Here is a 25285-nt window from a genome sequence, read left to right as displayed (position 1 = left end):
TTGAAACGACATCCTTTTTGCTTTTCGCAAAAAGATATAGTGGAAAGCTGGAAATAGCTTCAAAAAAAAATAAGAAATGAACGACGAAAAATACGTTTGGAAAAAAGAATATTCATTGGTTTTAATTGCCAACGTAATTTACATTCTTGTATTTTATTTAATTACCAATTATTTTACTGTTTAATTGATGGAAATAGAAAGTAAATTACATAGTTTAGATTGGATAATTCTATCAATTACACTCATTTTTATTGTGGCTTATGGTACATATGTTACCAGAAAAAACAGTAATGTAACAGATTATATTAAAGGTGGAAGTGATTCGAAATGGTGGACCATTGGTTTGTCTGTTATGGCTACTCAAGCAAGTGCAATTACGTTTTTATCTACACCAGGACAAGCGTTTCACAGTGGAATGGGTTTTGTGCAATTTTACTTTGGGCTGCCAATTGCAATGGTTATTATTTGTGTGGTTTTTATCCCAATTTATCATAAGCTAAAAGTCTACACAGCTTATGAGTTTTTAGAAGGTAGATTCGATTTAAAAACAAGAAGTTTAGCTGCTATTTTATTTTTAATTCAAAGAGGTTTAGCTGCTGGAATTACCATTTTTGCGCCTGCAATTATTTTATCTGCAGTTTTGGGTTGGGATTTGTTAATGCTAAATATTATCATCGGATTTTTGGTGATTATTTACACAGTTTCTGGAGGTACAAAAGCTGTAAATGTTACTCAAAAGCAACAAATGATTATCATTTTTATAGGAATGCTGATTGCATTTTATATGATTATGAGTCAGCTTCCACAAGATATTACTTTTACAAAAGCGTTGGAAATTGCAGGCGCAAGTGATAAAATGAAAGTGCTCGATTTTTCGTTTGATTTAAGTAACAGATACACAGTTTGGACAGGAATTTTAGGAGGAACTTTTTTGATGCTTTCTTACTTTGGGACAGATCAAAGTCAAGTTCAACGTTATTTGTCTGGAAAATCTGTAAGAGAAAGTCAGTTAGGTTTAATATTTAATGGATTGTTAAAGGTGCCAATGCAATTTTTTATTCTGTTAATTGGTGTAATGGTTTTTGTTTTTTATCAATTTAATCCTGCTCCTTTAAACTTTAATCCAAGTGCCAATGAAGAAGTTCAAAAATCGATCTATGCACAAGATTACAAAGATTTAGAAGCCAAACACATCGAAATAGAAAATACTAAAAAAGTTATTTTTGCTGATGGTTTTCAAGTCAATGAAAAACAGACTGTTCAGGAATTAAACAAAGCTGATTTGGCTGTAAAAGAATCTGCTAAAAAGATTATAGATAAATTAAATGAACGAAAAGATTATAAAAAAATTGAATCGAATGATAAAGATTACGTCTTTATTCATTTCATTTTAAACAATTTACCAAGAGGATTAATTGGCCTTCTACTAGCTGTAATTTTATCTGCAGCAATGTCCTCAACCGCATCAGAATTAAATGCTTTAGCCAGCACAACTGCTATGGATTTGTATAAACGAAATGTTAAAGAAGAAAAAAGCGATGAGCATTTTGTAAAAGCGTCTAAATGGTTTACGTTGCTTTGGGGAATAATCGCCATTTCAGTAGCTTGTATTGCCAATTTATTCGATAATTTAATTCAGTTGGTAAATATTATTGGTTCTATTTTTTATGGGAATGTTTTAGGTATTTTCTTATTGGCATTTTTTATTAAATATGTAAGAGGAAATGCTGTATTTATTGCTGCTTTAATTACACAAATAATTATTATTTGTGTTTACTTTTTAGATTGGTTGCCTTATTTATGGTTAAATTTATTAGGTTGTGTTTTAGTAATGGGAATTGCAATTATACTTCAAAATTTTATTCCTTCTAAACCTAAAGTAGATGACTTAGAAACATTAGGAACTCAATAACTATGAAAAATAAAACCATAAAATGGGGAATTATTGGTTGTGGAAAAATAGCCAATAAATTTGCCACAGATTTAGCAACTATAGAAAACACTGAGTTTTTTGCAGTAGCTTCTAGAAGTCAAGAAAATGCTGATGAATTTGCTCAGAAATTCAATGCAAAAAATGCCTACAATTCTTATGAAGCTTTAGCAAAAGACATAGAGGTTGATGCCATTTATATTGCAACTCCACATAGTTTTCATAAAGAACATGCTATACTTTGTTTGCAAAATAAAAAAGCTGTTTTATGCGAAAAACCTTTTGCCATGAATTTACAAGAAGTTGAAGAAATGATTGCTATTGCTAAAGCAAATAATACACTTTTAATGGAAGCTTTATGGACCTATTTTCTGCCTCATTATAAGTATGTTTTGGAGATTGTTAAGAATGAAAAATTTGGAAAATTAAATAAACTAGAAGCCGATTTTGGTTTTTATACACCTTATAACACAGATAGCCGAGTTTTTAAAAAAGAGGTTGGTGGAGGTTCTTTGTTAGATATTGGTATTTATCCCATTTTTGCTGCATTGTCTGCTTTAGGAACTCCAACTAAAATCAACGCAAATGCTACTTTTTTTAAAAATGGAGCAGATTCAAGTTGTTCAATGATTTTTGATTATAAAAATGCAAAAGCATATTTAAAAAGTACATTGTTAGAAGAAACCAAAACCGAAGCAATTTTTACTTTTAGTGATGCTAAAATTATTATAAATAGTCGTTTTCATGAACCCTCTACAGTAACTATTATCAAAGATAATAAGGAAGAAATTATCGATTTTAATTACAAAACTATTGGTTATAATTTTGAAACAGCACATTTTAATCAATTATTAAGAGATGATAAAAAAGAAAGTAATATTATGACTTTTGAATTTTCTAAAAAGTTGATGCGTACTTTAGATGATGTTCGAAAAATTATCGGTTTGGAATATTGATAAAAAAAATTATTTTTTTCTATAATGCCACCAATTCATATCTCTTGTTATTTTATACCCTAATTTTTCATAAAGAAGTATTGCAAAATTTCCTTTATTCGTATGTAAAATTGGCAACTTTTTTTCTTTTAAAATTTCTTTAGTTGTATAATATATTAGTTGTTTTGCATACCCTCTTTTTGTGTAATTAGGATGTGTTACTACAGAACTAATTTCTATAAAATCATCAGTTTGCATTCTCTGTCCTGTAATAGCAACTAGTTTATTATCTTTAAAAATACCAAAGAAATTACCCATTAAAACTCCTTTTTTTTGATAATAACCAGGCATCACTAACCATATTAAATCATAAACTTCATCAATGTTTTTTTCTGATAATCTAACAATTTTTTCTGTAATATCTACCTCTATTAAATTTGTCAAAACCATTTGACAACCATTAATTTTTTTCACTAAAATAATAGTATTGTTGTCTATGATTGCTTTTTGATTTTCAGATACTATAAAAAAGTTGTTAGCAATTTTCGCATATTCATTTAGTGCGTTCTCTGTATCGCACTCATTAAAAAATGCGCCAAAATTGCAAATGTCAGGATTATAAAATTGTACACCTTCAAACTCTATTAAAAACTTTTTATGAGTTTCTTTTAGAGAATACCAAACAGGATTTTGAAGTTTTTTATCCAAGTTTTTCATCAGAAATAAATGTATAAAAAAAGCTCGCAATTGGCGAGCCTTTTATTGAAATAATTTTTTAAAAATCTATGCTAACATTGTAACAGGATTTTCTATAAATGTTTTTAAAGTTTGTAAAAACTGAGCACCAACTGCGCCATCAACAGTTCTGTGATCGCAGGTTAATGTTAATTTCATTGTATTTCCAACAACTATCTGTCCGTTTTTAATCACAGGTTTTTCAACAATTGCACCTACAGATAAAATAGCAGAATTTGGCTGATTGATAATTGATGTAAAATTATCGATACCAAACATTCCTAAATTAGAAACTGTAAATGTACTTCCTTGCATTTCTGCTGGAGAAATTTTCTTGTTTCTTGCTTTACCAGCTAAATCTCTAACACTTGCTCCAATTTGAGTTAAACTCAATTGATCTGTGTGTTTTATAACTGGTACTAACAAACCATCTTCTACAGCAACAGCAACACCAACATGAATATGTCTGTGATAAATTGTGTGGGCATCTGTCCAAGATGTATTTACTTGTGGATGTTTTTTTAATGCCATTGCACAAGCTTTTACAACCATATCATTAAAAGATACTTTGGTATCTGGTATTGAGTTTATAGTTGTTCTAGAAGCCATAGCATTATCCATATCCACTTCAATATTTAAACTGAAATCTGGTGATGTGAACTTAGAATTTCCTAAAGATTTTGCAATTGCTTTACGCATTTGCGAATTTTTAACTTCTTCAGATTTTTCTTCTCCAGAAATAGAAACACTAGCAGCTGTAATTGAAGAAGCAGGAGCAGGAGTTTCTATTTTAACTGCTGCAGAAGGTGTGTAATTTTCTATATCTTTTTTAATAATCCTTCCATTTTCTCCAGAACCTTGTACATCCGATAAATTAATATCTTTATCAGCAGCAATTTTTTTTGCTAATGGAGATGCAAAAATTCTACCTCCAGCATTGTTACTAGAAGATTGAGGTTTTTCAGATTCATTAGATGGTTTCTCTTCTTTTTTAGATTCAGCTTTTTCCTCAACTTTTTCAGTTGATGAAGATTTTTCTAAAATTGAGACTGCTCCTCCATTTTTAATAATTGCAGAAATATCTGTTCCTTTAGGGCCAATTATAGTTAGTAAACTATCTACAGGTGCAGTTTCTCCTTCTTGAACACCAATATGTAATATGGTTCCTTCGTAGAAACATTCAAATTCCATAGTAGCTTTGTCTGTTTCAATTTCTGCTAAAATATCTCCTTCTTCAACTTTATCACCTACTTTTTTTAACCAAGAAGCTACAGTACCATCTGTCATGGTATCACTTAAACGTGGCATAGTAACTACATTTACCCCTTTTGGTATTTCAACTTCGTTAGAACTTGAGGTATCTGCAATGCTTTTATCATCTGAAGAATTTTTTTCTTTGTTATCATCTTTAGAATCTTCTTTCTTCTGATGAACATCACCCTTTAAAAGACCAGAAATATCTTCACCTTCTTTACCAATAATAGCCAATAACTTATCAACAGGAGAAGTTTCACCTTCTTGAATACCAATATGTAAGAGAGTTCCTTCGTGAAAAGATTCGAACTCCATTGTAGCTTTATCAGTTTCGATTTCTGCTAAAATATCTCCTTCTTCTATTTTATCTCCAACTTTTTTTAACCATTTTGCCACAACACCTTCTTCCATGGTATCACTTAAACGCGGCATATTTACAACTGTAGCCATATTTTAACTTATAAAAGGATAATCTTCTTGTTCGTATACCATATCATATAATTGCTGAGTTTCTGGATAAGGAGAATCTTCTGCGAATTTTTCGCATTCTTTCACCATTCTTTTCACTTCTTTATCTATTACAGAAATTTCTTCTTCTGTAGCATACCCTTTTTCTAAAATAATATCTTTTACTTGGGTTATGGGGTCAATTTTCTTGTATTCTTCAACTTCATCTTTCGTTCTATAATGTTGTGCATCAGACATTGAGTGACCTCTATATCTGTATGTTTTCATTTCTAAAAATGTAGGTCCATCTCCACGTCTTGCTCTTTCCAAAGCTTCGTCTACAGCTTCTGCAACTTTAATAGGGTTCATGGCATCTACAGGACCACAAGGCATTTCATAACCTAAACCAAGTTTCCAAATATCTGTATGATTTGCAGTTCTTTCTACAGAAGTACCCATTGCATAACCATTGTTTTCACAAATAAAAATTACAGGTAATTTCCATAGCATTGCTAAGTTAAAGGCCTCATGCAAAGAACCTTGTCTTGCAGCACCATCGCCAAAACACGTTAAAGTGACTCCACCACTTCCAAAATATTTATCTGCAAAAGCAAGTCCTGCACCTAATGGAATTTGACCACCAACAATTCCATGACCTCCATAAAAACGGAATTCTTTAGAAAAAATATGCATAGAACCACCCATTCCTTTTGAGGTACCAGTAACTTTACCATACAATTCTGCCATTACTTTTTTAGGATCTTCACCCATACCAATTGGTTGAACGTGATTTCTGTAAGCAGTAATCATTTTATCTTTGGTTAAGTCCATTGCATGCAATGCACCAGCTAAAATTGCTTCTTGCCCATTGTAAAGATGCAAGAAACCTCTAACTTTTTGCTGAATGTAGACAGATGCTAATTTGTCTTCGAACTTACGCCAGAAAAGCATGTCTTTGTACCAATCTAAATAGGTTTGTTTGGTGATTTTTTTCATTCTTAGAAATTGTTGTTTGTTTGTGAATTAAATTCTTAACGTAAGAACTTAACTACAAAAATAATGGTTTTATAAGGAATAAAAAAACTTGAGTTTTTAAATTTTTCGCAAACGATTTCGTTAGCTTTTTATTTGTCTTTTGCTACCAGTAACGTAGCTTTAGCACCTGTAGCTAAATTCCATTCGTTAGAAGATATGAGGATTCCTGCGTCATTAAACACTTTAAAGGCGGCTGTGTTTGGCCCAGAGGTGCCTTGATTTAAAGCTTCAATCACAATTTTGTTGACACCTACTTCTAATGGAATATTAAATTTTTGGTAACTTGTAGTAAGTGTAATATTGTAAATAACTGGAATATCATTTACATAAATAGTAACTCGATCTCCATCTGGATATTGATAATCTCTGCAAATAATATTTACACTTGTAGAATTGGTTCTAATACTTCCCAAATCTTGGTCTATTTTCGGAATAATATATTGCCCATTAATTTTTTGGAAAGTCTTTAAAAAACGTTGCTCATTTAATTTTGCTTGGGTAAGTATATCTTTATTATTTAATTTATCCTCTTCTTGCTGCTTTTTTAACTTTTCTTTTTCTGCATCAAACGCTTTTTCAAAACCACCAGAACCATTTAATTCTATGGATTTTGGTCTTACAGCTTCTTTAGAATTTGTTTCTATAACAGCTTTTATTTTTCCTTTTTCTTTACTTCCTTTATTCGTATCCATTTGTGCAGATAAATTTAAGGTCAATAAAAGAAAGATGATAAAGGTGGAAGGTTTAAAAAAAGAGTTCATTCTAAATAAAATTTATAATAACTTAACTGCAAAGATAATGCCGATTTTTAAAGATATCGTTTCAGTTTTGTTAAAACTACTTATTCAACTACAAAATTGAAATAGGTATTAGGAAAAGGTTCGTTTCTTAAAGTAAAATGCCACCATTCGTTTTCGTAAGGTTTAAAGCCGTTTTCTAGCATTACTTTTCGAAGCAACATTCTATTTTCTTTTTGATTTTTTGATATTTTTGAATAAAAAGGATGGGATTCAACTCCAAAAAAATCATAAGGACTTCCCATATCTAATTCTTTTTGAGTTTGTACATCAACAATTGTTAAATCGACTGTGCTACCTCTTGTATGTCCAGATTTTGAAGCAATATAACCTTGATTAAATAATTCCGATTTTGGTACATTTGGGTAATATTCAGATTTCATTAAGGTGTCATTCAATACTTTTGCCCATCTAACAAAATGATCTACAGCCTGTTGAGGTCTGTAAGTATCAAATACTTTTAAAGAATAACCTTTTTCTAAAAGTATAGTTTGTACTTTCTTTAAAGCAATAGCAGTTTCTTTACTAACAATAACACAATTATTTTGATAACCATCAATTGGTTTTCCTATAAAATTTTTATCACTTAAATATCTTAAATCTTTTTGAATAGAACTTTCTATATCCTCTAAATAAACAAATTCTTTTGGCATTTGTTGAGCAGTAAAAATCTGATAAAAACTAAAAAGTAGAATATAAATCAATGTTTTCATGCATCAAAAATAAAGAAAAATATAAAGTAATTATTAATTTGAAAATATTCTTTAATTTTGATTTTATATGGAACAACTCACTTTAACAACACCAGCATTATTATTTTCTGCAATTTCATTAATAATGCTTGCCTATACAAATCGATTTTTAGCCTACGCTTCTGTAATTAGAAATTTGCACGATAAATATTTAGAGAAGAAAGACGATTCTTTGTTAAGACAAATTCAAAACTTAAAACTTCGTTTAAATTTAACAAGATGGATGCAAATTTTCGGAATTACAAGTCTGTTATTCTGTGTGTTAACGATGTTTTTAATTTACGTGGGTTATCAATTAATTGCAGTTTGGGCTTTTGGTTTTGGTTTGATTTTATTGTTGCTTTCCTTAATTTTATTGATTAGAGAAATACAAATATCTGCAGAAGCTTTAAAACATCATATTGCAGATATCGAAGAGCATTTAAATAAAAAGAAACTGTAATTAATGATGTGTAAGTTTTTGAATAATGGCAGAATGATTAGGGAATTCTGAAGTTAATTCTTTGCAACTTGGTAATACAAAATCTCTAAAATCGAAACCTGGAGAAACTGTACAACCTACAAAAGAAAATGAATTTTCTTTTACAACTTCTGCCCCAAAATAATAATTTGCTGGAACTGTAAACTGTGGAATTTCATTGTTTTTAAAATCATTTCCAATAAGTACAAAAGAGTATTTTCCTTCTGGTGAAATTAAATGTAATTTTAAAGTGGTGCCTGTATAAAAATGCCAAATTTCATCTTGTTTTATTTTATGAAAAGCAGAGGATTTATGGGATGTTAATAGAAAATAAATACTGGTACAATAATTTCTATTTCCTTTAAACTCATCACCTAAATTTTCTGATAAAATTTCGCCTTCACTTCTATAGGTTTCTCTAAAATAACCACCTTCAGGATGTGAGGTCAAGTCAAAAAAAGCTATTATTTCTTTTGCATCCATTGTTTAAAACTATTCGAATTTATGATAAATTTAGCCATGTCTTTTCCCCAAATTTGATACGTTAATTTAGAAGGATGTACTCCATCACTAAAAAAAATGGAAATATCATCTCCCAAATTATAACGTTCTTGCCAATTTTCTAAGGTTATAGTTTCATCGTTAAAATATACATTTTCTTTATTTTCTGTTTTTCTTTTTAGGCGCTCACCTAAAATCTCTACCAAATTTCCGATTACGAATTTGATGGTTTTTGTAAACGCAGGGAACTCCTTTATGGGTGGCATATTTGTAAAATAAATAGGCGTTTTTGGGAATTTTCTTTTTAAAGATTTTATTAATTGATTAATTTGAAGCATCCATAAATCTGGAGAGTTTAGTTTAAAAGCATCATTTCCACCCAAACCAATTACAATAATATCTGCGTTAGAATCTTCAATTTCCGGAATTATTTTTTTGCGAACTAATTTTGCAGTATAACCGCTTTTGGCATAAACTCGCCATAAAATGGAGATATTTTTTTCTACAGATATTTCTTTAGCCAAAGAACCAATGAAACCATTTTCATGAAAATCTACACCAACACCAGCAATGGTACTTTCTCCTATAGCTAAAATTTTTAAGGTTTTTTCAGATGTTGTTTTTAAATAACCTGTAGGCTCCCTGGCTTCAGGTAGTTTGGGAACATTTTGTCTAATTTTTTTGCCTTGAAAATACATAATAGGCAAAAGCGGAAAAGAAATTATACAGCCTAAATAATATTTTAAACTCACAGTGGTTAATTATTTTGTTCGTTTGCTTTTTTAATAATTGCCTTTAAACGTTCCTTATTTTGCTGTTTTTCTAACTTTACCTTATTAATTTTTCTATTCATTAATTTGGTATGTTTCACTTTATTAACAGTGTTTTTTGCTTTTCCTTTTTTTGGCATTTTTTAGAAAGGGTTATTCAGCTAAGTTATCAGATTTTAAGTTAACAGACAAGCTAAATCATTCCCTTATTATTTCGAGTTTAATTTTGAATTTATCAACAATTTTATCAGTAGAAAGATAATTTTAAAAATTATCCCAATAGTAAATTCCTAAATAATTCTATTTTTCATTTTATAAAATTGCTTTTTTTTGACCAAGATTTAACAAATAAGTTTATCTCTTAGTTTATAAATGATAGGGTAAAACTGATGCTAAAACCACTATTTTTTCTATCTTTAAGCCTTAATTAGATAGCAAATGAATTTACATAAATACAAAGTTTCTTCTCAAATAAAACTAACCGATTTTTCTACAAAAGAAGTAATTGATGATGCAAAGAAAAAACTGAAAAAATGTAGAAAAAAAATAAGTGAATTGCAAGACACCATGTATGCAGAGGGTAAATATGGTGTGCTAATTTGTTTGCAAGGCATGGATACTTCTGGCAAAGACAGCCTTATTAGGGAGGTTTTTAAGGATGTAAACGCCAGGGGTGTGCAAGTGCATAGTTTTAAAGTGCCTACAGAATTAGAGTTGAAACACGATTTTATGTGGAGACATTATATTGCTTTGCCACCAAAAGGTAAAATAGGTGTTTTTAATAGAACACATTATGAAAATGTTTTGGTTACAAGAGTGCATCCTGAATATATTTTTGGTGAGAATATTCCTGCAGTTACGAGTTTAGAAGATTTAGATGATGCATTTTATCAAAATAGAATGGAGAGAATCAATGATTTTGAAAATCATTTAACTAAAAATGGAACTGTTGTTTTAAAGTTTTTCTTGAATTTATCTAAAGACGAACAAAAAAATAGATTATTAAGGCGTTTAAATATTCAAGAGAAAAATTGGAAATTTTCTAAAGCAGATTTGAAAGAACGCAGATTGTGGAATAAATATCAATTTTGTTATGAAGATTTACTAAACAGAACATCGAAAGAAAATGCGCCTTGGTTTATAATTCCTGCAGACGATAAAGATTCAGCAAGAATCATTTTAGCCAAAATTTTGTTAGAAGAATTGGAAAAATGTAATTTTAAAGAACCGGCTTTAGAACCAGAAATTTTGCTGCAAATAGACGATTTTAAAGCGGAATTAAACAAAGAATAGAGTAGACTGTCATTCCTACGAAAGCAGGAATCTTTAAAAAGTAATCAAGAAGTTTAATTAATAGATTCCTGCATTTGCAGGAAATACAAAACAAGAAATGAATTTAAAACTAACAAAACCCATTGTATTTTTCGATTTAGAAACCACTGGTGTAAACATTGCAACAGACAGAATTGTAGAAATATCAATTTTAAAAGTGTTTCCTAATGGGAATAAAGAGAGTAAAACTTGGTTGGTAAATCCTGAGATAGAAATTCCTGTTGAAGCTTCAGATATTCATGGAATTACAAACGAAAAAGTAGTTACAGAGCCTACTTTTAAAGAGTTAGCTCCAAAAGTTAGTAAAATGATTATGGATTGTGATTTGGCTGGTTTTAATTCGAACAGATTCGATATTCCTTTATTGGCAGAAGAATTAATGCGTGCAGGAATCGATTTTGATATGAAAAACAGAAAAGCCATTGATGTGCAAGTTATTTTTCATAAAAAAGAACAACGAACTTTGGGTGCTGGTTATCAATTTTATTGTGGAAAAGAATTGGAAGGCGCTCATGGAGCAGAAGCAGATACCAATGCAACTTTCGAGATTTTATTAGCACAATTAGATAAATATGAAGATATTGGAAATACGGTTGATGCTTTAAGTGAGTATTCCACTCATGGAGAAAGAGCCGATTTTGCTGGTTTTATTTTAATGAATGATGACAAACAAGAAATTTTTTCTTTCGGAAAATACAAAGGGAGAACTGTAGAAGAAGTATTAATTGAAAACCCAGGATATCATAATTGGATACAAAATGCAGATTTTCCTTTGTACACAAAAAAAGTGTTGAGAGAAATAAAAGATAGAATGTCTGAGCCAAAAGAAACCATGTCTGATGCTGATAAATTAGCGGCTTTGCAGAAGAAATTTAATTTGAGGTAAAATTATGAGGGTTTTTCTATTAATTTTAATATTCGTTTTATGTTCTTGTGAATCAGAAGAAGATATTAATTCTAATATAAAATATTTTTCTTTAAAAGCAAAAGTAGTTGATGAGGAGACGAATGAACTAATAAATTTTATTTATATTTCTTATAATACATGCGTTGAATATAAGGGTGAATATAATCTAACACTATGTAAAAAAGGTTTTAATGGAGAGATAGAAGTGATTAATAATTCTTTTGATATATTAATTCCTTATGAGGAATTAACTAATAAGTTTGAGTTTTATGTAAGTTATAGTCCACTTAGTTCTTATGAAACTGGTCATATAAATAAAACTACAATTAAAGAGTTATTAAAAAAAGATGAATTAACAATCAAAGTAAATAAACTTACGAATGTAAATATCAATATAAAAAACATAGGCAATAAAAATAATCTAGATAAAATTGAAATTTTAGATTTCATATATAAGGATGAATCTAACAGTACTTTTATGTATGCTTCTGAAATTATTAACCTTGGCAACAAAAACGAAACATACCAATATAATGGTCAAGAATATAATTATTTGGTATGGAAAGGAGAAAATGTTGAAGCTAGTTTCTCAATAGAAGTAAAATCAAATCATGAAGTTAGCATTAAATATGAGGTTACAGAAAATGGTATAGCTACAATTTATCAAACTCCAATGGTTAAGATGAAAAGAGATATTTTAAATTTTGTTAATATAGAATACTAATTTTTTTAATCTAAATATGAAAAAACTACTTTTATTTTTATTGATTTCAACATCTGTTTTTTCTCAAAATATTGCGTTCAAAGGGAAATTGTTAGATGAAGAAACTAGAGAACCTGTAGTGTATGCAAATCTTAGTTTTTTAAATTCGAACAAAGGTGTTTCCACAAATGAAGATGGAACATTTTCTATGAATTTAGATAAGAAATATCTAGAGGCTAAAGTGCATATCTCTTGTTTAAATTACAAAGACACGATTGTTTTTGCGAAAGATATTTATCAAAAAATAGTGTATGTACAATCGTTAAATATCCTTTTAAAGGAAATTGTTTTAACCAAACAAATAGATCAATCAGTTGTTTTAGGTGAAGTAAAAAATAGAGTAGAAGGTGTGCATACTTCTGGTATGAGAATGTTGGCAAAATATTTCCCAAACGATAAAAGAGTAAAATGTTGCAGTTATTTAGAAACCATTGACATTCATTTTGCAAAAAGATCGAATCATAGAAAAAAGGCAAAATTTAGAATTCGTATTTTTAATAAAGATGAAAAAACAGGTTTACCAAAAGATGATATTTTAAACGTGAATTTACCTGTAGAAATAGAAAATGGACAAGAAAAAGTAACAGTAGATATTAAAAATTACAATTTAGAAATGCCAAAAAATGGACTTTTTATCGCTTTTGAAAAACTCTTTATTCCTTTTAACGAATATGGCAAAAACGAAATAGACACAGAAAACGAATTTTATTATGCCCCAATAATTGGCTATACCAGTTACAATAAGAAAGATAGAAATGATAATATGTATTTATTTGTAAAAGGAAATTGGCAATTATCGCCCTTAAATAAAATTAAGCAAATGGAAAAATATGCGCCTGCAATTTCATTAACTTTATCCAATTAATTAAACCCAAATAAAACGAATAAACATCGTAGAATATGTTTACAGAATATAAAAATTTACCCAACAATTCTCGAGTTTGGATTTATCAATCTAACAGAGAATTCACTGAAAAAGAAGTAGTTTACATTTCTACAGAAGCCGAGCAATTTATAAAAAAATGGACACGTCATGGAGATAGTTTAAAAGGCTCTTTTACAATTAAATACAATCAGTTTTTAGTTTTAGCAGTAGATGAGAGTTTTAACAATGTTTCTGGTTGTTCTATAGATAGTTCAGTGCGTTTTGTACAAAGCTTAGAAAATGAATTACAAATAGATTTCATGGATAAAATGAACATCGCTTTTAAGGATCATGAAAACATTAATTTAGTGAAATTAGCCGATTTTCAAAAATTTGCAAAAGAGCATAAAATTACTAATGAAACTGTTGTTTTTAATAATTTGGTCACTACAAAAGAAGATTTTGAAAATAACTGGGAAATACCAGCAAAACAAAGTTGGCACAAACGTTTCTTGGTATAGAAATTGTTTATTACCTTTAATAAAAATATCTTTTATGATTACGAAAGAAAAACTTCAAGAACACATTTCTAAATTTCCTAATGAAATTCATATTGATGATTTAATTGATAAACTAGTATTTATTGATAAGTTAGAACAGAGAATAAAAGCCTCAGAAAACAATGATTTTATTTCAGAAGAAGAACTAGAAAATGAAATGAAGGAATGGTTCAAATAGTTTGGTTAAAGGATGCTAGAACAGACTTAAAAGAAATTTACGAATATATTGCAATTGACTCCAAAAGATATGCTCGTCTACAAGTTGAAAGAATTAAAGATAGTACCAAAATTTTATATACTAAACCTCAAATTGGTAAACTTGTTCAAGAGATAAATCAACCTGAAATTAGAGAGATAATAGAAGGTAATTATAGAATTATTTATAAGCATACATCATCTGATAAAATACATATTTTGATGGTGCATCATGGAGCAAGAGATTTACAACGAAGAATAAAATGAAAACAAAAATATTGCTAATTTTTATAATTGCTTTTATTTATAAAATGCAATCGCAAACCATAGATCCGTTAAGAACTAAAGATTATGAAGCTCAAGAAATTTGGGTGGATTCTATTTTAAGTAACATGACTATTGATGAGAAAATAGGTCAGTTGTTTATGGTGCAAGCCTATTCTAATCTCGATAAAAAACACGAAGATTTTATTACAGAAATGATTACCAAATACAAAGTTGGTAATTTAATTTTTATGCAAGGAACACCAGAAAAGCAAGCATCTTTAAACAATACATATCAAGCGCTTTCTAAAGTACCTTTAATGATTGGTTTTGATGGTGAATGGGGTTTAGACATGCGTTTGCAAAATACCTATAAATTTCCTTGGAACATGACTTTGGGCGCCATTCAGAACGATTCTTTAGTAAGAAAATTTGGTGAGCATTTAGGAAAACATTGCAAGCGTTTGGGAATCCATGTTAATTTTGCGCCTGTTGTAGATATCAATATCAATCCATTAAATCCAATTATTGGAAATCGATCTTTTGGCGAAAGCAAAGAAAACGTAACTAAAAAAGCCATCGCTTTTACACAAGGTATACAGAAATACGGAGTCATGGCAAATGCAAAACATTTTCCAGGTCATGGAGATACTGCATCAGATTCTCATCATACATTACCTCTGTTAGATTTTGATAAAGCAAGATTAGATTCTATAGAACTATACCCTTACAGAAAGGTTTTTGATGCAGGAATTGGAAGTGTAATGACAGCGCACTTAAACATACCAAGTTTAGAATCGAACACAAATTTGCCAACATCATTATCTAAAAATGTGGTAACTAATTTGTTGCAACAAGAATTAGGTTTTAATGGTTTAATAATTACAGATGGTTTAAACATGAGAGGTGCAACCAATTATGCAACTTCTGCAGAAATAGATTTAGAAGCTATAAAAGCTGGGAATGATTTGTTATTAATTCCACAAGATGTGCCTGCAAGTATTCGCTTAATAAAACAGGCGATCCTTTTAAAAACTTTAACTGAAGATCGTTTAGATTTTTCTGTACGTAAAATATTAAAGGCAAAATATTGGATGGGTTTAAACAAGTATGAGCCTGTTAAAATTCAAAATTTACAGCAAGATTTAAATACGATAGCAGACGAATTGTTGCATAGAGAATTGCTGAAAAATGCAATAACTTTGGTTAAAGATGAAAAGCAAAATATCCCTTTATCAAATTTGGAATTTCAAAAAATTGCGTATGTAAAATTAGGAGATGACTATGGTGATTATTTTTTAGAAATGCTTCAAAATTACACAAAAGTAGATGTTATTTCAGACACGAATTTAGATGGTTTAATGCGAAAGTTAAAACCTTATAACAAAGTAATTATAGGCTTTCATAAGTCTAATGATCATCCTTGGAAAAGTTACAAATTCACTGATAAAGAATTGGTTTGGTTGCAAGAAATTGCAAGAGAAAAAAATGTGATTTTAGACGTTTTTACAAGTCCTTACAGTTTATTACAATTAAAAACCTTTACAAATATCGAGTCTATAATTGTTTCTTATCAGAACAGTAAATTATCTCAAGAAATTTCTGCTCAAATTATTTTTGGGGCAATTAAAGCAAATGGTAAATTGCCAGTTTCTATAAAAAATGAATTTAAAGTAGGCACAGGAATAACCACTTTTAGTTTAAGTAGATTGCAATATAGCATACCAGAAGATGTAAAAATGTCTTCTACTAAATTAGCAGAAATAGACATTTTTGCAGATACTATTTTAAAAGAAAAAATGGCGCCCGGATTTCAAGTGTTGGTTGCTAGAAAAGGTAAAGTAATATTTCAGAAAAGTTATGGTCATCATTCAGATGAAAACTCTTTAAAAGTTAAAAATTCAGATATTTACGACGTAGCTTCTTTAACAAAAATATTAGCCTCTTTACCTTTAATAATGAAAGCAGAAGAGGAAGGTAAAATATCTTTATCTGCAAGTGTAAAAGACATCTTACCTAGCTTTGCAAATTCCAATAAAGCATCTGTTTCTGTAAAAGAAATACTATCTCATTATGGCAGATTAAAAGCTTGGATTCCTTTTTATAAAGCGACTCAAGATAGTTCAACTGGTTTAAATTCAGACGAGTTTTACAATCGAAAAAAATCACAGAAATACAATATAAAAGTCGCCGAAAATTTATACATCAAAGAGACCTATAAAGACAGTATTTACAAATACATAAAAGAAGCAGACCAAAGAGATAGAGAAGGTTACAAATACAGCGATTTAGGCTATTATTTATTTAAAGAAGTGTTAGAAGAAAAATATAAAAAGCCTCTAAACAAACTAGTAGATAGCGAATTTTATAGTTCTTTGGGCGCAAATAGAATGACGTATTTACCACTTGAAAAATTTAATAAATCTGCAATTGTGCCAACAGAAAAAGACGATTACTATAGAAATCAATTATTGCAAGGAAATGTGCATGATATGGGTGCAGCAATGTTAGGTGGAGTTGGAGGCCATGCAGGTTTATTTTCGAATGCAAATGATGTAGCCAAAATAATGCAAATGTATTTGCAAAAAGGTTTTTATGGAGGTAGACGTTATTTAAAAGCGGAAACTATAGATAAATTTAACACACGTTATTATAAAGATGATAGAAGAGGTTTAGGTTTCGATAAACCACAAACAGACCCAAAAGAGAAGGCAACAGCAACTTGCGGTTGTGTTTCAGACGAAAGTTTTGGGCATTCAGGTTTTACAGGTACGTATACTTGGGCAGATCCCAAAAGTGAAATTGTGTATGTTTTTTTATCTAACAGAGTCTACCCAAACATGAATAATAGAGCATTAATAAGAAGTAACATGCGTACTAAAATTCAACAAACTATACAAGATGCTATTTTAGATTAGAAGCTATTTCCTGCTTCCTGTGCTGAACTTGTTTCAGTATCGCACTCGCTTTTTTCGTTCCTCAAAAGAGCTTAAACAGTTGCTTCAATCATGGCTAAACTTGTTTGCAAGCTAAATGCAAATCTATCAATCTTCAGTATTTGTAACAGAAAATTTAGTGTACATAAAAACCAATAAAATAGAAGAGATAAAGTAAATTACTGCTAATTTTCCTCCCCAAAAAAAACTGATGACAAATGCTTGTAAAGCATAAAAAAACGGAAAACTTAAAACATTTACGCCATATTTCATGGTATCCACAAACTCAATTTCTTGAATGTTTTTGCCTATTTTTTTCCAAAGTAAGTATGGGAAAATACTATTTAGTAAAATGATATAAAATACTGGTTTTAAAAAGTTAACAGGCCTTTTTACAGGTTCAGAAAAATTATTTTCAGCAATTATTTTGTTTGCTTTTTCAACATCAGTATAATCTACATTTGCATCATTTAAATTTTTTAAAATCGATTGGTAATTTTCATCTTCAGGGATGTGAACCGTTAATTTTTTTAGCTGATTGCTAACTTCTTCCTTTAAAATATTAATGGCTTTTGCAGGATTATTTTCTTTATAAATAGAATTGGAGTCAATTGCTGTTCCATATTTTACAGATACTTTACTTGGGTAAGATGAAGAATTCTGATAAGTAATTCCTACAGGAATAACAACAATTTCTAAATCAGGATATTTTTCTAAGGCACCAAAAACAATTCTTGTAAATCCTTTACTTAAAGGTTTTATATTTCTATCTCTAGAATGCCCACCTTGAGGAAAAATGAATAAAGTTTCTTGGTTTTTTAGAATTTCGAAACACTTTTCAAAAACTTCTTCGTTGTTAGAAAGTTGTTGTCTACCATCTCTAATTCTATAAATGGGCATTAAATTTAAAGAAGCCAAAGCCTTTTTTACTAGCGGTTTTTTAAAAACATCTGCTCTTACTAAAAAATGATTTTCTCTTGGGTTTTGTGAAGTTACAAACAAAGGATCCATCAAAGCATTTGGGTGATTAATAGCAAATAAAATAGCTCCCTTTTTTGGAATATTTTCTTTGCCAGAAACCTTTATTTCTTTGGCGTAAAACTCTAAACTAATTTTTAAAAAAAGTTTTACGCTTTCGTACCAAACTTTTTTAATGGTCATTTTTTAATGCTAATTTATTTGTTTTTCTACCCCAAAAAGTGGCCAAAGCCATACCAGAAAATACATCCCAAATTCCCCAAAAAGCAGCTAATAAAGCCATACCTCCTAAACCATCAAAAAAACCAAAAATAAGTAGTAATCCTAAACCTCCATTTTGAATTCCAGTTTCCATGGAAATCGTTTTACAATCTTTTTCGTTTAATTTAAAAAGCTTTGAAGTATAAAAGCCCAATATAAAAGCAAAAATATTATGGAAAATAACTAAGAATAAGACATTATGAATATGGTTTATAAATACGTCTAAATTTTGAGAAAAAGCGACAAAAATAAGTGCTATAAAAACCAACATAGATAAAGGTTTTAAAACCTTTTCTATTTTACCTGCCATTTCTGAATGGTAATGTTTTATCAACATTCCTAAAATTAATGGAATCCCTAAAATTAGAGAAACTAGTTTTAATAAGTCAACCCAATTTAGTTCAACCGTTTTTAATATTTCGTTTGTGGGTTCGTACATACTTCCCCAAAATTGTAAATTAAAAGGCGTCATAAAAATACAAATTAAGGTTGCAAAAGCAGTTAAACTCACTGAAAGAGCAGCATTTCCTCCAGCCATTTTACTAAAAAAGTTAGAAACATTTCCTCCAGGACAAGCTGCAATCATCATCATTCCCAAAGCAAAACTTGGATGAGGTTTTATAATTAAAATAGCTAAAAATGTAAAAGCAGGTAACAATATAAATTGCGATAAAACACCCACAAAAACTATTTTAGGGTTTTTAAAAAGTCGTTTAAAATCATCTACAGTTATTGCCAAAGCAACTCCAAACATAATTACTGCAATTGCAATATTTAAAACCCATAAACCACTTGCATCGAAGTTTATTTTTATGGAATCTATGTCTATTTGGTTTTGCATTTTTTTTATTGTTTCAAAGTTTCAAAGTTGATAAGTTTCAAAGTTGATAAGTTTGTTTTGTATAGGAATTTCTAAAAACTAAAAACTAAAAACTAAAAACCAAAAACCACCAACCATGTACCAAATTCTTAATTTGTAAAAGCGTACTCAATAATATTAGAACCCATTTTCAAAGCTATTTCACGAACTGTTTTTGGATTGTTGTGTATTATTTCGTCTTCCCAACCATCACTTAAATCGGTTTCATAATCATAGAAAACAATTAATCTGCCTTCATAAAATAAACCAAAACCTTGTGCTGGTTTTTTATCATGTTCATGAATTTTAGGTATCCCTTCAGGGAATTTAAAGGTTTGATTGTAAATAGGATGATTACTTGGAATTTCTTGCAACTCTAAATTCGGAAATACTTTTTTAAGTTCTGCTCTTATAAATTTGTCCAAACCATAATTGTCTGAAATATGTAAAAATCCGCCAGAAATTAAATAATTTTTTAGATTGGTAATATCTTCATCAGAGAAATATACGTTTCCATGACCTGTCATAAACAAAATAGGATAGTTGTAAATATCCTCACTATTTACTGCAACACTTATCGGATTTTCAGAAATATTCGTTTTTATATTTTGATTTGTAAACGCCACTAAATTCGGAATTGCAGTGGGGTTTGCATACCAATCTCCACCACCATTATATTTTAAAATGGCAACATCTTGAGCGTTTGTAAAAACTGAAACCCAAAAAAATAAAATTGCTATAAATTGTTTCATGAACTATTTAAAAATAATTGATAGCAAGATAGTAATTTTCGATTTTCAATACCTAAAAAACGCTATTAAGTTTTAATAGCGTTTTATGATATTTATTTATAAAATGTATTAAAAACGATATCCAAAAGAAACACCACCTCTAAAAGCATATTCTGGTGAGGCTTCACTAAAGCCTAAATTTCTTCCACCACCAAAAGATATTTCTAAAACAAAACCAGTATTGCTAATCCACTTTTTTCCAACTGCAATACCAAGATTTACATCAAAATAACTATCATCTAACTTAGAATTATTTAAATATTCTAAATCTAAATTATTACCTGAAGCAAATTTCGAGAAGACTTCTACATAATTTCCTTTACCGCCTTTTTGTTGATTGTTAAAAAAGTAAAATCTGTAAAAGGGCGTGAGTGCAAATTTTTCATAGTAAGTTTCACTAGACTTAAAATTGATAAACATAGAAAGCCCAAAACTCATTTCGTCTCTGAATAAGTTTTCGTAACCTACATCTAAAGCAGAGAAAAAAGCGAGGTCGAATACGTCTAATTTTAGTTCATTTTTTTTGTTGGTTTCATTTGTTTTTTCTTGTGAAAAACTAGTTAATGTTAAGGTAAATAGTAAAAATAGTACAATTGATTTTTTCATAATTTAGTGATTTTAATTTCGGCCAAATTTAGAAATCATTAAAAATAATAAGTCCAGAATTCCTTGTTTTAAAAGAATTCTGGACTAAATTGTGAAATTTGGGACTAATTTTGAATAACCGATTTTTGATATTCTGAAGGCGTAAGTCCTGTTTGCTTTTTAAAAGTGTGATAAAAAGAAGATTTAGAATTAAAACCAGATTCTAAACCTATAGAAGTTATTGTATAGTTTTTATAAGTTTTATCTATCAATAACTTTTTTGCAAGTTCAATTCGATATTCGTTTATATAATCGTTAAAATTTTTTTCTGAAAACAGATAAATACAATTCGATAATTTATTCGAATTTACATCGACTTCATTTGCTAAGAATTCTACTGTAAGCTTTGGTTGTGTAAATAGTTTTTTCTTTGTTAGCAAAGTTTCAATTTTATCAAATAATAATTTCTTATCAGCATCTTTTGCTTCAGAAATTTCAACTTCTTTATTATTAATTGACGGAAAATTAAGTTTTTCACGTAAATCTTTTCTTTCTTTTAACAATCGTAATTGTAAAAGAGCTTGATAACCAACCCAATAAATTAAGATTGTAGTTAAAATACGCAAAGGGTAATAAGCGTAAATGAACTCTTTATAATCAAGAGCAATGGCAATTATAATTCCGCTAATCCAAAAAACGTAAGCAGAAGTACCAATTTTAAATGAAATATAAATCCATTTTAAATTATCGAAAGATAAAATTTTGGTAAAAAGCAGTTCTTTTTTTGATAGTATGTAATAAGAATATCCAAAGATTGTTAAAGAAAAAATCAAGCTAAAAAACTCTTCTAAGGTATTGTATTTTTCTAGTAGGTATTCAAAATCTGTATTATTTGTGTCATTATATACAAACACAAAACTAATTCTAAGAGCTGTTAAAACTATAAATAAAGGAATTATAAATTTTAAAATATTGATACTTTTTTCTTTAATTTCTAGGTAATAAATTAAGAACATATAAAAAAATGGTGCAATTAAAAAGTGCCAAGGAATGTGTACATATTCTGAAAAGAAATTTTCTATAAAAAAATCTTTTTCTATACCCCAAGATTGTATGTTGTTTAAAGATATGGTAAGAACTAATAAGTTAATAAATACCATACTTTTTTCTCTTCCGTTTTTAGAAAAAAGAATAATAAAACAGAACAAAAAACCATGTAAGGCACTTATTAATAGGAAGAGGTTAAATATTTCTTTCACAAACAGATTTTAGCTTTTTGGACGAACATAGTGATTACTGATTGATAAAAGAAACCAAATTTACAGCAACCAAACCAGCAGTTTCTGTTCTTAACCTACTTTCTCCTAAAGAAATAGGTATGAATTTTTTATCTAACGCTTTTTTAATTTCTTGTGATGAAAAATCGCCTTCAGGACCAATTAAAATAATTACTTTTTCTGCTGGCTTTACAGTATCTTTTAACAAGTTTTTCTCAGTTTCCTCACAATGAGCAATACAAACTTTTGCATCAAAATTTTGATTGATAAAATCGTTAAATTTAATAGGCTCGTTTAATTTTGGCAACGTAAACTTTAAAGATTGTTTCATAGCAGATTGAATTATTTTTTCAAATCGATCTAATTTTACAACTTTCCTTTCAGAATTAGAACAAATAATAGGTGTAATTTCATCAATACCAATTTCTGTAGCTTTTTCTAAAAACCATTCCATTCTATCATTTAACTTTGTTGGCGCAATTGCAATGTGTAAATAGTAGTTCCAAGGTGTTGGTTTTTCTTCGAAAGAAATAATTTCGGCAATACATTTTTTATCGCTGGCAATGGTAATTTTTGCATCAAACAAAAACCCTTTTCCATTTGTTATTTGTAATACATCTCCTTCTTTTTTTCTTAAAACGCGCACTATATGCTTGCTTTCAATTTTATCAAAAGTAATTTCTTTAATATTTTTATTTATTTCAGAATTGTAGAATAGTTGCATTTTTTAAATTAGTTTCAAAGTTTCAAAGTTTCAAAGTTTCAAAGTTTCAAAGTTTTTAGTTTTAAACCAAAAACTATCAACCATTAACTAATATTAATTCTATAAGTTCTTCGTCTTTTATGAGTTATTGGTTTAAATTTTTCCCATATTTTTCGAATGGCTTCATTTTCTTCTAATTCAGGAGTTCTAATGCAATTTACAATTCCTTTTTTAGTAAAAACTTTTGTGTATTGATCAAAAATAACAGCAGTTACTCCTTTATTTTGATACTCTGGATGCACACCAATTAAATAAAAAGTAACATCTTTTGCATGTTTTCTTGCATGTAATAAATGAAAAATTCCAAATGGAAATAATTTTCCTTTAGATTTTTGCAATGCTTCTGAAAAAGAGGGCATTACAATAGCGAATGCAATTAGTTTATTTTGCTCATTCACCACAAATTTTATATATTCTGGATTGATAAACGAGATATATTTTTTCTTAAAAAAGGCAATTTGTGCATCAGAAATTGGTACAAAAGTGGAAAGCTTAGAATACGTTGCACTAAAAACCTCGAACATTTCATCAACATAAGGCAGTATATCTTTGGTTTTGATAAAATCTAGTGCTTTTAGTTTAAAACGCTTTTTGATAATATTGCTTACTCTATCAAAATAAACAGCATCTACATTTTTAAATTTGAACTTGTTTTCTAAATATTCTTTCTCTTTTACAAAACCTAATTGTTCTAAATGTTCTTTATAATAAGGATGATTGTACCAAGTAATCATGGTGCCTATATGATCAAAACCATCAATTAAAACGCCAGTTTTGTCAAGATTATTAAATCCTATTGGACCTTCTATAAATTCTAAATTATTTTCTAAACCAATTTCTTTAACCTTATTTAAAAGTGCTTTTGAAACTTCGATATCATCAATTACATCAAACCAACCAAAACGCATTTTTTTAATTTGTTGCTTTTCAACTTCAAACCAATTGATGATTGCTACAATTCTCCCAATAATTTTTTTATCTCTATAAGCTAAAAAAAACTGAGCATCAGCATTCTCAAAAACAGGATTTATTTTGGGATTAAAATTAGCTATTTCATCCTTAATAATTGGAGGAACCCAATAGGGATTGTTTTTGTAAAGAGAAAAAGGAAATAGTACAAATGCCTTCATTTCCTTTTTAGAACTCACTTTTTTTAAAGTAATCATTTTCTTAATTTCTTCTTCTTTTGGTTCTTTTTCTAGAACTTTTCTTCTTCTCTTTTTTGCTAAAAACACTAAAAAGTCTGCCAAAAAAGCCTTTATTTTCTTTATTATATCTAGAAATTGGTGAGTCTTTTATTTCTTTACCATTTTCATCCAATTCTTTATACCCATCTCTATGTTTGTCAATTCTGTAAGAAACTCCTAAACCAGCATAAAAACCTTCTGCATTGCCTTCCAACAAAAACCTAGAAGATGCATTTATTTGTAAATTTTTGTTATACAAGTAAGCCAAACCAACACCAATATTCGAATTAGTTCGAAATTCTTGAAAAATACCTTGATTTTCTAAAAAACCTGACCAATAATCGTTAAAGTTATAGGTTCCTGTTATAATGTAAGAATATTCTGTGAAATCTGTTCCTATTTTATCATAAAAGAAATTCGTGATGATATTAAAATCCGAACTTAAATTATTCTGCAATAAAACACCCAATTTTGGTGACATGCTTCCTGTTTTATAGGCATCATTTACAAAATCTGTATTTAAGCCAGCGTAAATGGCAACAGAAGGTATCAATCTTTTTGTATCGAAGGCAAATCTATTTTTCCAACTTCTTACTTCTTTGCTTTTGTCTTCGTATTCTTGTTGATAAATTAAATATTTAGCCCCAATTGTAAACTCACTTAAACCGCTATCAAAATAATGAGAAGTAAAAACATTTTTAAAAGCAACTTTATCTCTTTGATAACTAATATTTGCATTCAACTCAAGTCTTTCTAGCAAAAAGCTAGTTCTAAAAAGTAAATCTGCTCCAAACGATTGTGGTCTAGAAAATGTGGGTTCTATAGATGTGTTTCTATAAAAAAAATTGCTTTCAAATTGATAAACGCCTGTTCCAACACTATAAGGACTCTCTGAAAAACCAGGTTTGTTCGAATTGATAACTTCTGTATATTGACAAAATGCAGACGAAAAGCCGAAAAGAAATATTAAAAAAAAGAATTTTACTTTTTGCTTTTGCATCTTAAAAGAAAAAATTAGAGTTTATGTATTTTTATTTAAACAAACATAGCACAAAAATGCTGTTTTTGAAAGCTTCCTATCTTTTTTTACTTTAAATGTCTTGCCTTAAAACAAAGCTGAAAGATTTTCCTTAAAACCTGCATTGT

General features: G+C 29.0%; 27 protein-coding genes. 11 read left to right on the top strand and 16 right to left on the bottom strand.

The window, feature by feature from the left end; all coding sequences use genetic code 11:
• Positions 1-187: 187 nt before the first annotated feature.
• Together WAO74_RS11305 and WAO74_RS11300 are read left to right on the top strand one after the other, a co-directional pair.
• Positions 188-1912 carry a sodium:solute symporter gene (locus WAO74_RS11305; protein ID WP_422162191.1) on the top strand — a complete coding sequence of 575 codons (1725 nt, stop codon included), beginning with the start codon at positions 188-190 and terminating at the stop codon, positions 1910-1912.
• A 2-nt stretch (positions 1913-1914) separates the two neighbouring features.
• Positions 1915-2886 (top strand): Gfo/Idh/MocA family protein, encoded by a 972-nt coding sequence (locus WAO74_RS11300; RefSeq protein ID WP_422162190.1) that lies wholly within the window; start codon positions 1915-1917, stop codon positions 2884-2886.
• Positions 2887-2895: 9 nt separating this feature from the next.
• On the opposite strand, the gene WAO74_RS11295 is transcribed toward WAO74_RS11300, so the two are convergent.
• The 5 genes from WAO74_RS11295 to WAO74_RS11275 form a co-directional block, all read right to left on the bottom strand.
• Positions 2896-3582 carry a GNAT family N-acetyltransferase gene (locus WAO74_RS11295; protein ID WP_422162187.1) on the bottom strand — a complete coding sequence of 229 codons (687 nt, stop codon included), beginning with the start codon at positions 3580-3582 and terminating at the stop codon, positions 2896-2898.
• A 66-nt stretch (positions 3583-3648) separates the two neighbouring features.
• Entirely contained in the window at positions 3649-5304 is a 1656-nt protein-coding gene (locus WAO74_RS11290; protein ID WP_422162185.1) for a 2-oxo acid dehydrogenase subunit E2, read from the bottom strand.
• A gap of 3 nt (positions 5305-5307) precedes the next feature.
• Positions 5308-6297, bottom strand: a complete 990-nt coding sequence (gene pdhA / locus WAO74_RS11285) for a pyruvate dehydrogenase (acetyl-transferring) E1 component subunit alpha (protein WP_422162183.1) — start codon at positions 6295-6297, stop codon at positions 5308-5310.
• Between the two features lie 128 nt (positions 6298-6425).
• A complete protein-coding gene (locus WAO74_RS11280) occupies positions 6426-7097 on the bottom strand; it encodes a hypothetical protein (protein WP_422162182.1) in 672 nt (223 codons plus the stop codon).
• 80 nt (positions 7098-7177) lie between these two features.
• A complete protein-coding gene (locus WAO74_RS11275; protein WP_422162180.1) occupies positions 7178-7786 on the bottom strand; it encodes a M15 family metallopeptidase in 609 nt (202 codons plus the stop codon).
• 127 nt (positions 7787-7913) lie between these two features.
• On the opposite strand from WAO74_RS11275, the gene WAO74_RS11270 reads away from it, so the two are divergent.
• Entirely contained in the window at positions 7914-8327 is a 414-nt protein-coding gene (locus WAO74_RS11270; protein WP_422162179.1) for a DUF2721 domain-containing protein, read from the top strand.
• Here WAO74_RS11270 and WAO74_RS11265 read toward each other — a convergent pair whose 3' ends face one another.
• From WAO74_RS11265 to WAO74_RS11255, 3 genes are read right to left on the bottom strand one after another with little or no spacing between them, the layout of a single operon-like run.
• Positions 8328-8828 (bottom strand): cupin domain-containing protein, encoded by a 501-nt coding sequence (locus tag WAO74_RS11265; protein ID WP_422162177.1) that lies wholly within the window; start codon positions 8826-8828, stop codon positions 8328-8330.
• The gene (locus tag WAO74_RS11260; RefSeq protein WP_422162175.1) at positions 8810-9598 is read right to left on the bottom strand and encodes an SGNH/GDSL hydrolase family protein; all 789 of its coding nucleotides are present in this window, start codon (positions 9596-9598) and stop codon (positions 8810-8812) included. The genes WAO74_RS11265 and WAO74_RS11260 overlap by 19 nt, the downstream gene beginning before the upstream one ends.
• A 5-nt stretch (positions 9599-9603) precedes the next feature.
• Positions 9604-9756: a hypothetical protein gene (locus tag WAO74_RS11255; RefSeq protein ID WP_422162174.1), complete on the bottom strand. Its 153-nt coding sequence runs from the start codon at positions 9754-9756 to the stop codon at positions 9604-9606.
• Positions 9757-10054: 298 nt separating this feature from the next.
• Here WAO74_RS11255 and WAO74_RS11250 point away from each other — a divergent pair, with 298 nt between their 5' ends.
• From WAO74_RS11250 to WAO74_RS11215, 8 genes are all read left to right on the top strand, one after another.
• Positions 10055-10909: a PPK2 family polyphosphate kinase gene (locus WAO74_RS11250; protein WP_422162173.1), complete on the top strand. Its 855-nt coding sequence runs from the start codon at positions 10055-10057 to the stop codon at positions 10907-10909.
• Positions 10910-11006: 97 nt separating this feature from the next.
• A complete protein-coding gene (locus tag WAO74_RS11245; RefSeq protein WP_422162171.1) occupies positions 11007-11834 on the top strand; it encodes an exonuclease domain-containing protein in 828 nt (275 codons plus the stop codon).
• A 4-nt stretch (positions 11835-11838) separates the two neighbouring features.
• Entirely contained in the window at positions 11839-12579 is a 741-nt protein-coding gene (locus tag WAO74_RS11240; RefSeq protein ID WP_422162170.1) for a hypothetical protein, read from the top strand.
• Positions 12580-12595: 16 nt separating this feature from the next.
• Positions 12596-13483: a carboxypeptidase-like regulatory domain-containing protein gene (locus WAO74_RS11235; RefSeq protein ID WP_422162169.1), complete on the top strand. Its 888-nt coding sequence runs from the start codon at positions 12596-12598 to the stop codon at positions 13481-13483.
• 35 nt (positions 13484-13518) lie between these two features.
• On the top strand, positions 13519-14004 hold the full coding sequence (locus WAO74_RS11230) for an ABC transporter ATPase (RefSeq protein WP_422162167.1): 486 nt from the start codon (positions 13519-13521) through the stop codon (positions 14002-14004).
• A gap of 34 nt (positions 14005-14038) precedes the next feature.
• Positions 14039-14221, top strand: coding sequence for a hypothetical protein (locus WAO74_RS11225; RefSeq protein WP_422162165.1), 183 nt, complete (start codon positions 14039-14041; stop codon positions 14219-14221).
• A complete protein-coding gene (locus WAO74_RS11220; protein WP_422162163.1) occupies positions 14209-14505 on the top strand; it encodes a type II toxin-antitoxin system RelE/ParE family toxin in 297 nt (98 codons plus the stop codon). The genes WAO74_RS11225 and WAO74_RS11220 overlap by 13 nt, the downstream gene beginning before the upstream one ends.
• Complete coding sequence (locus tag WAO74_RS11215; RefSeq protein ID WP_422162161.1) at positions 14502-17420, top strand: glycoside hydrolase family 3 N-terminal domain-containing protein; 2919 nt, start codon at positions 14502-14504, stop codon at positions 17418-17420. The genes WAO74_RS11220 and WAO74_RS11215 overlap by 4 nt, the downstream gene beginning before the upstream one ends.
• Before the next feature lie 126 nt (positions 17421-17546).
• On the opposite strand, the gene WAO74_RS11210 is transcribed toward WAO74_RS11215, so the two are convergent.
• The 8 genes from WAO74_RS11210 to WAO74_RS11175 all read right to left on the bottom strand — a co-directional run bounded on the left by WAO74_RS11210 (position 17547) and on the right by WAO74_RS11175 (position 25139).
• On the bottom strand, positions 17547-18599 hold the full coding sequence (locus WAO74_RS11210; RefSeq protein WP_422162159.1) for a lysophospholipid acyltransferase family protein: 1053 nt from the start codon (positions 18597-18599) through the stop codon (positions 17547-17549).
• On the bottom strand, positions 18589-19518 hold the full coding sequence (locus WAO74_RS11205; RefSeq protein WP_422162157.1) for a bile acid:sodium symporter family protein: 930 nt from the start codon (positions 19516-19518) through the stop codon (positions 18589-18591). The genes WAO74_RS11210 and WAO74_RS11205 overlap by 11 nt, the downstream gene beginning before the upstream one ends.
• A gap of 128 nt (positions 19519-19646) precedes the next feature.
• Complete coding sequence (locus tag WAO74_RS11200) at positions 19647-20288, bottom strand: DUF4159 domain-containing protein (RefSeq protein WP_422162156.1); 642 nt, start codon at positions 20286-20288, stop codon at positions 19647-19649.
• 108 nt (positions 20289-20396) lie between these two features.
• A complete protein-coding gene (locus tag WAO74_RS11195) occupies positions 20397-20933 on the bottom strand; it encodes a DUF3575 domain-containing protein (RefSeq protein WP_422162154.1) in 537 nt (178 codons plus the stop codon).
• Positions 20934-21037: 104 nt separating this feature from the next.
• Positions 21038-22072: a helix-turn-helix domain-containing protein gene (locus WAO74_RS11190; RefSeq protein ID WP_422162152.1), complete on the bottom strand. Its 1035-nt coding sequence runs from the start codon at positions 22070-22072 to the stop codon at positions 21038-21040.
• A 133-nt stretch (positions 22073-22205) separates the two neighbouring features.
• Positions 22206-22913 (bottom strand): 16S rRNA (uracil(1498)-N(3))-methyltransferase, encoded by a 708-nt coding sequence (locus WAO74_RS11185; protein WP_422162150.1) that lies wholly within the window; start codon positions 22911-22913, stop codon positions 22206-22208.
• An 83-nt stretch (positions 22914-22996) separates the two neighbouring features.
• On the bottom strand, positions 22997-24118 hold the full coding sequence (locus tag WAO74_RS11180; RefSeq protein WP_422162525.1) for a GTP cyclohydrolase: 1122 nt from the start codon (positions 24116-24118) through the stop codon (positions 22997-22999).
• Positions 24119-24122: 4 nt separating this feature from the next.
• Positions 24123-25139, bottom strand: coding sequence for a transporter (locus WAO74_RS11175; RefSeq protein ID WP_422162148.1), 1017 nt, complete (start codon positions 25137-25139; stop codon positions 24123-24125).
• Positions 25140-25285 lie beyond the last annotated feature (146 nt).

Source organism: Polaribacter sp. (assembly GCF_049276715.1).
Classification (GTDB): Bacteria; Bacteroidota; Bacteroidia; order Flavobacteriales; family Flavobacteriaceae; genus Polaribacter.
The sequence above is the reverse complement of the archived record's forward strand: the minus strand, read 5'-3'. Positions and strand labels throughout refer to the sequence as shown.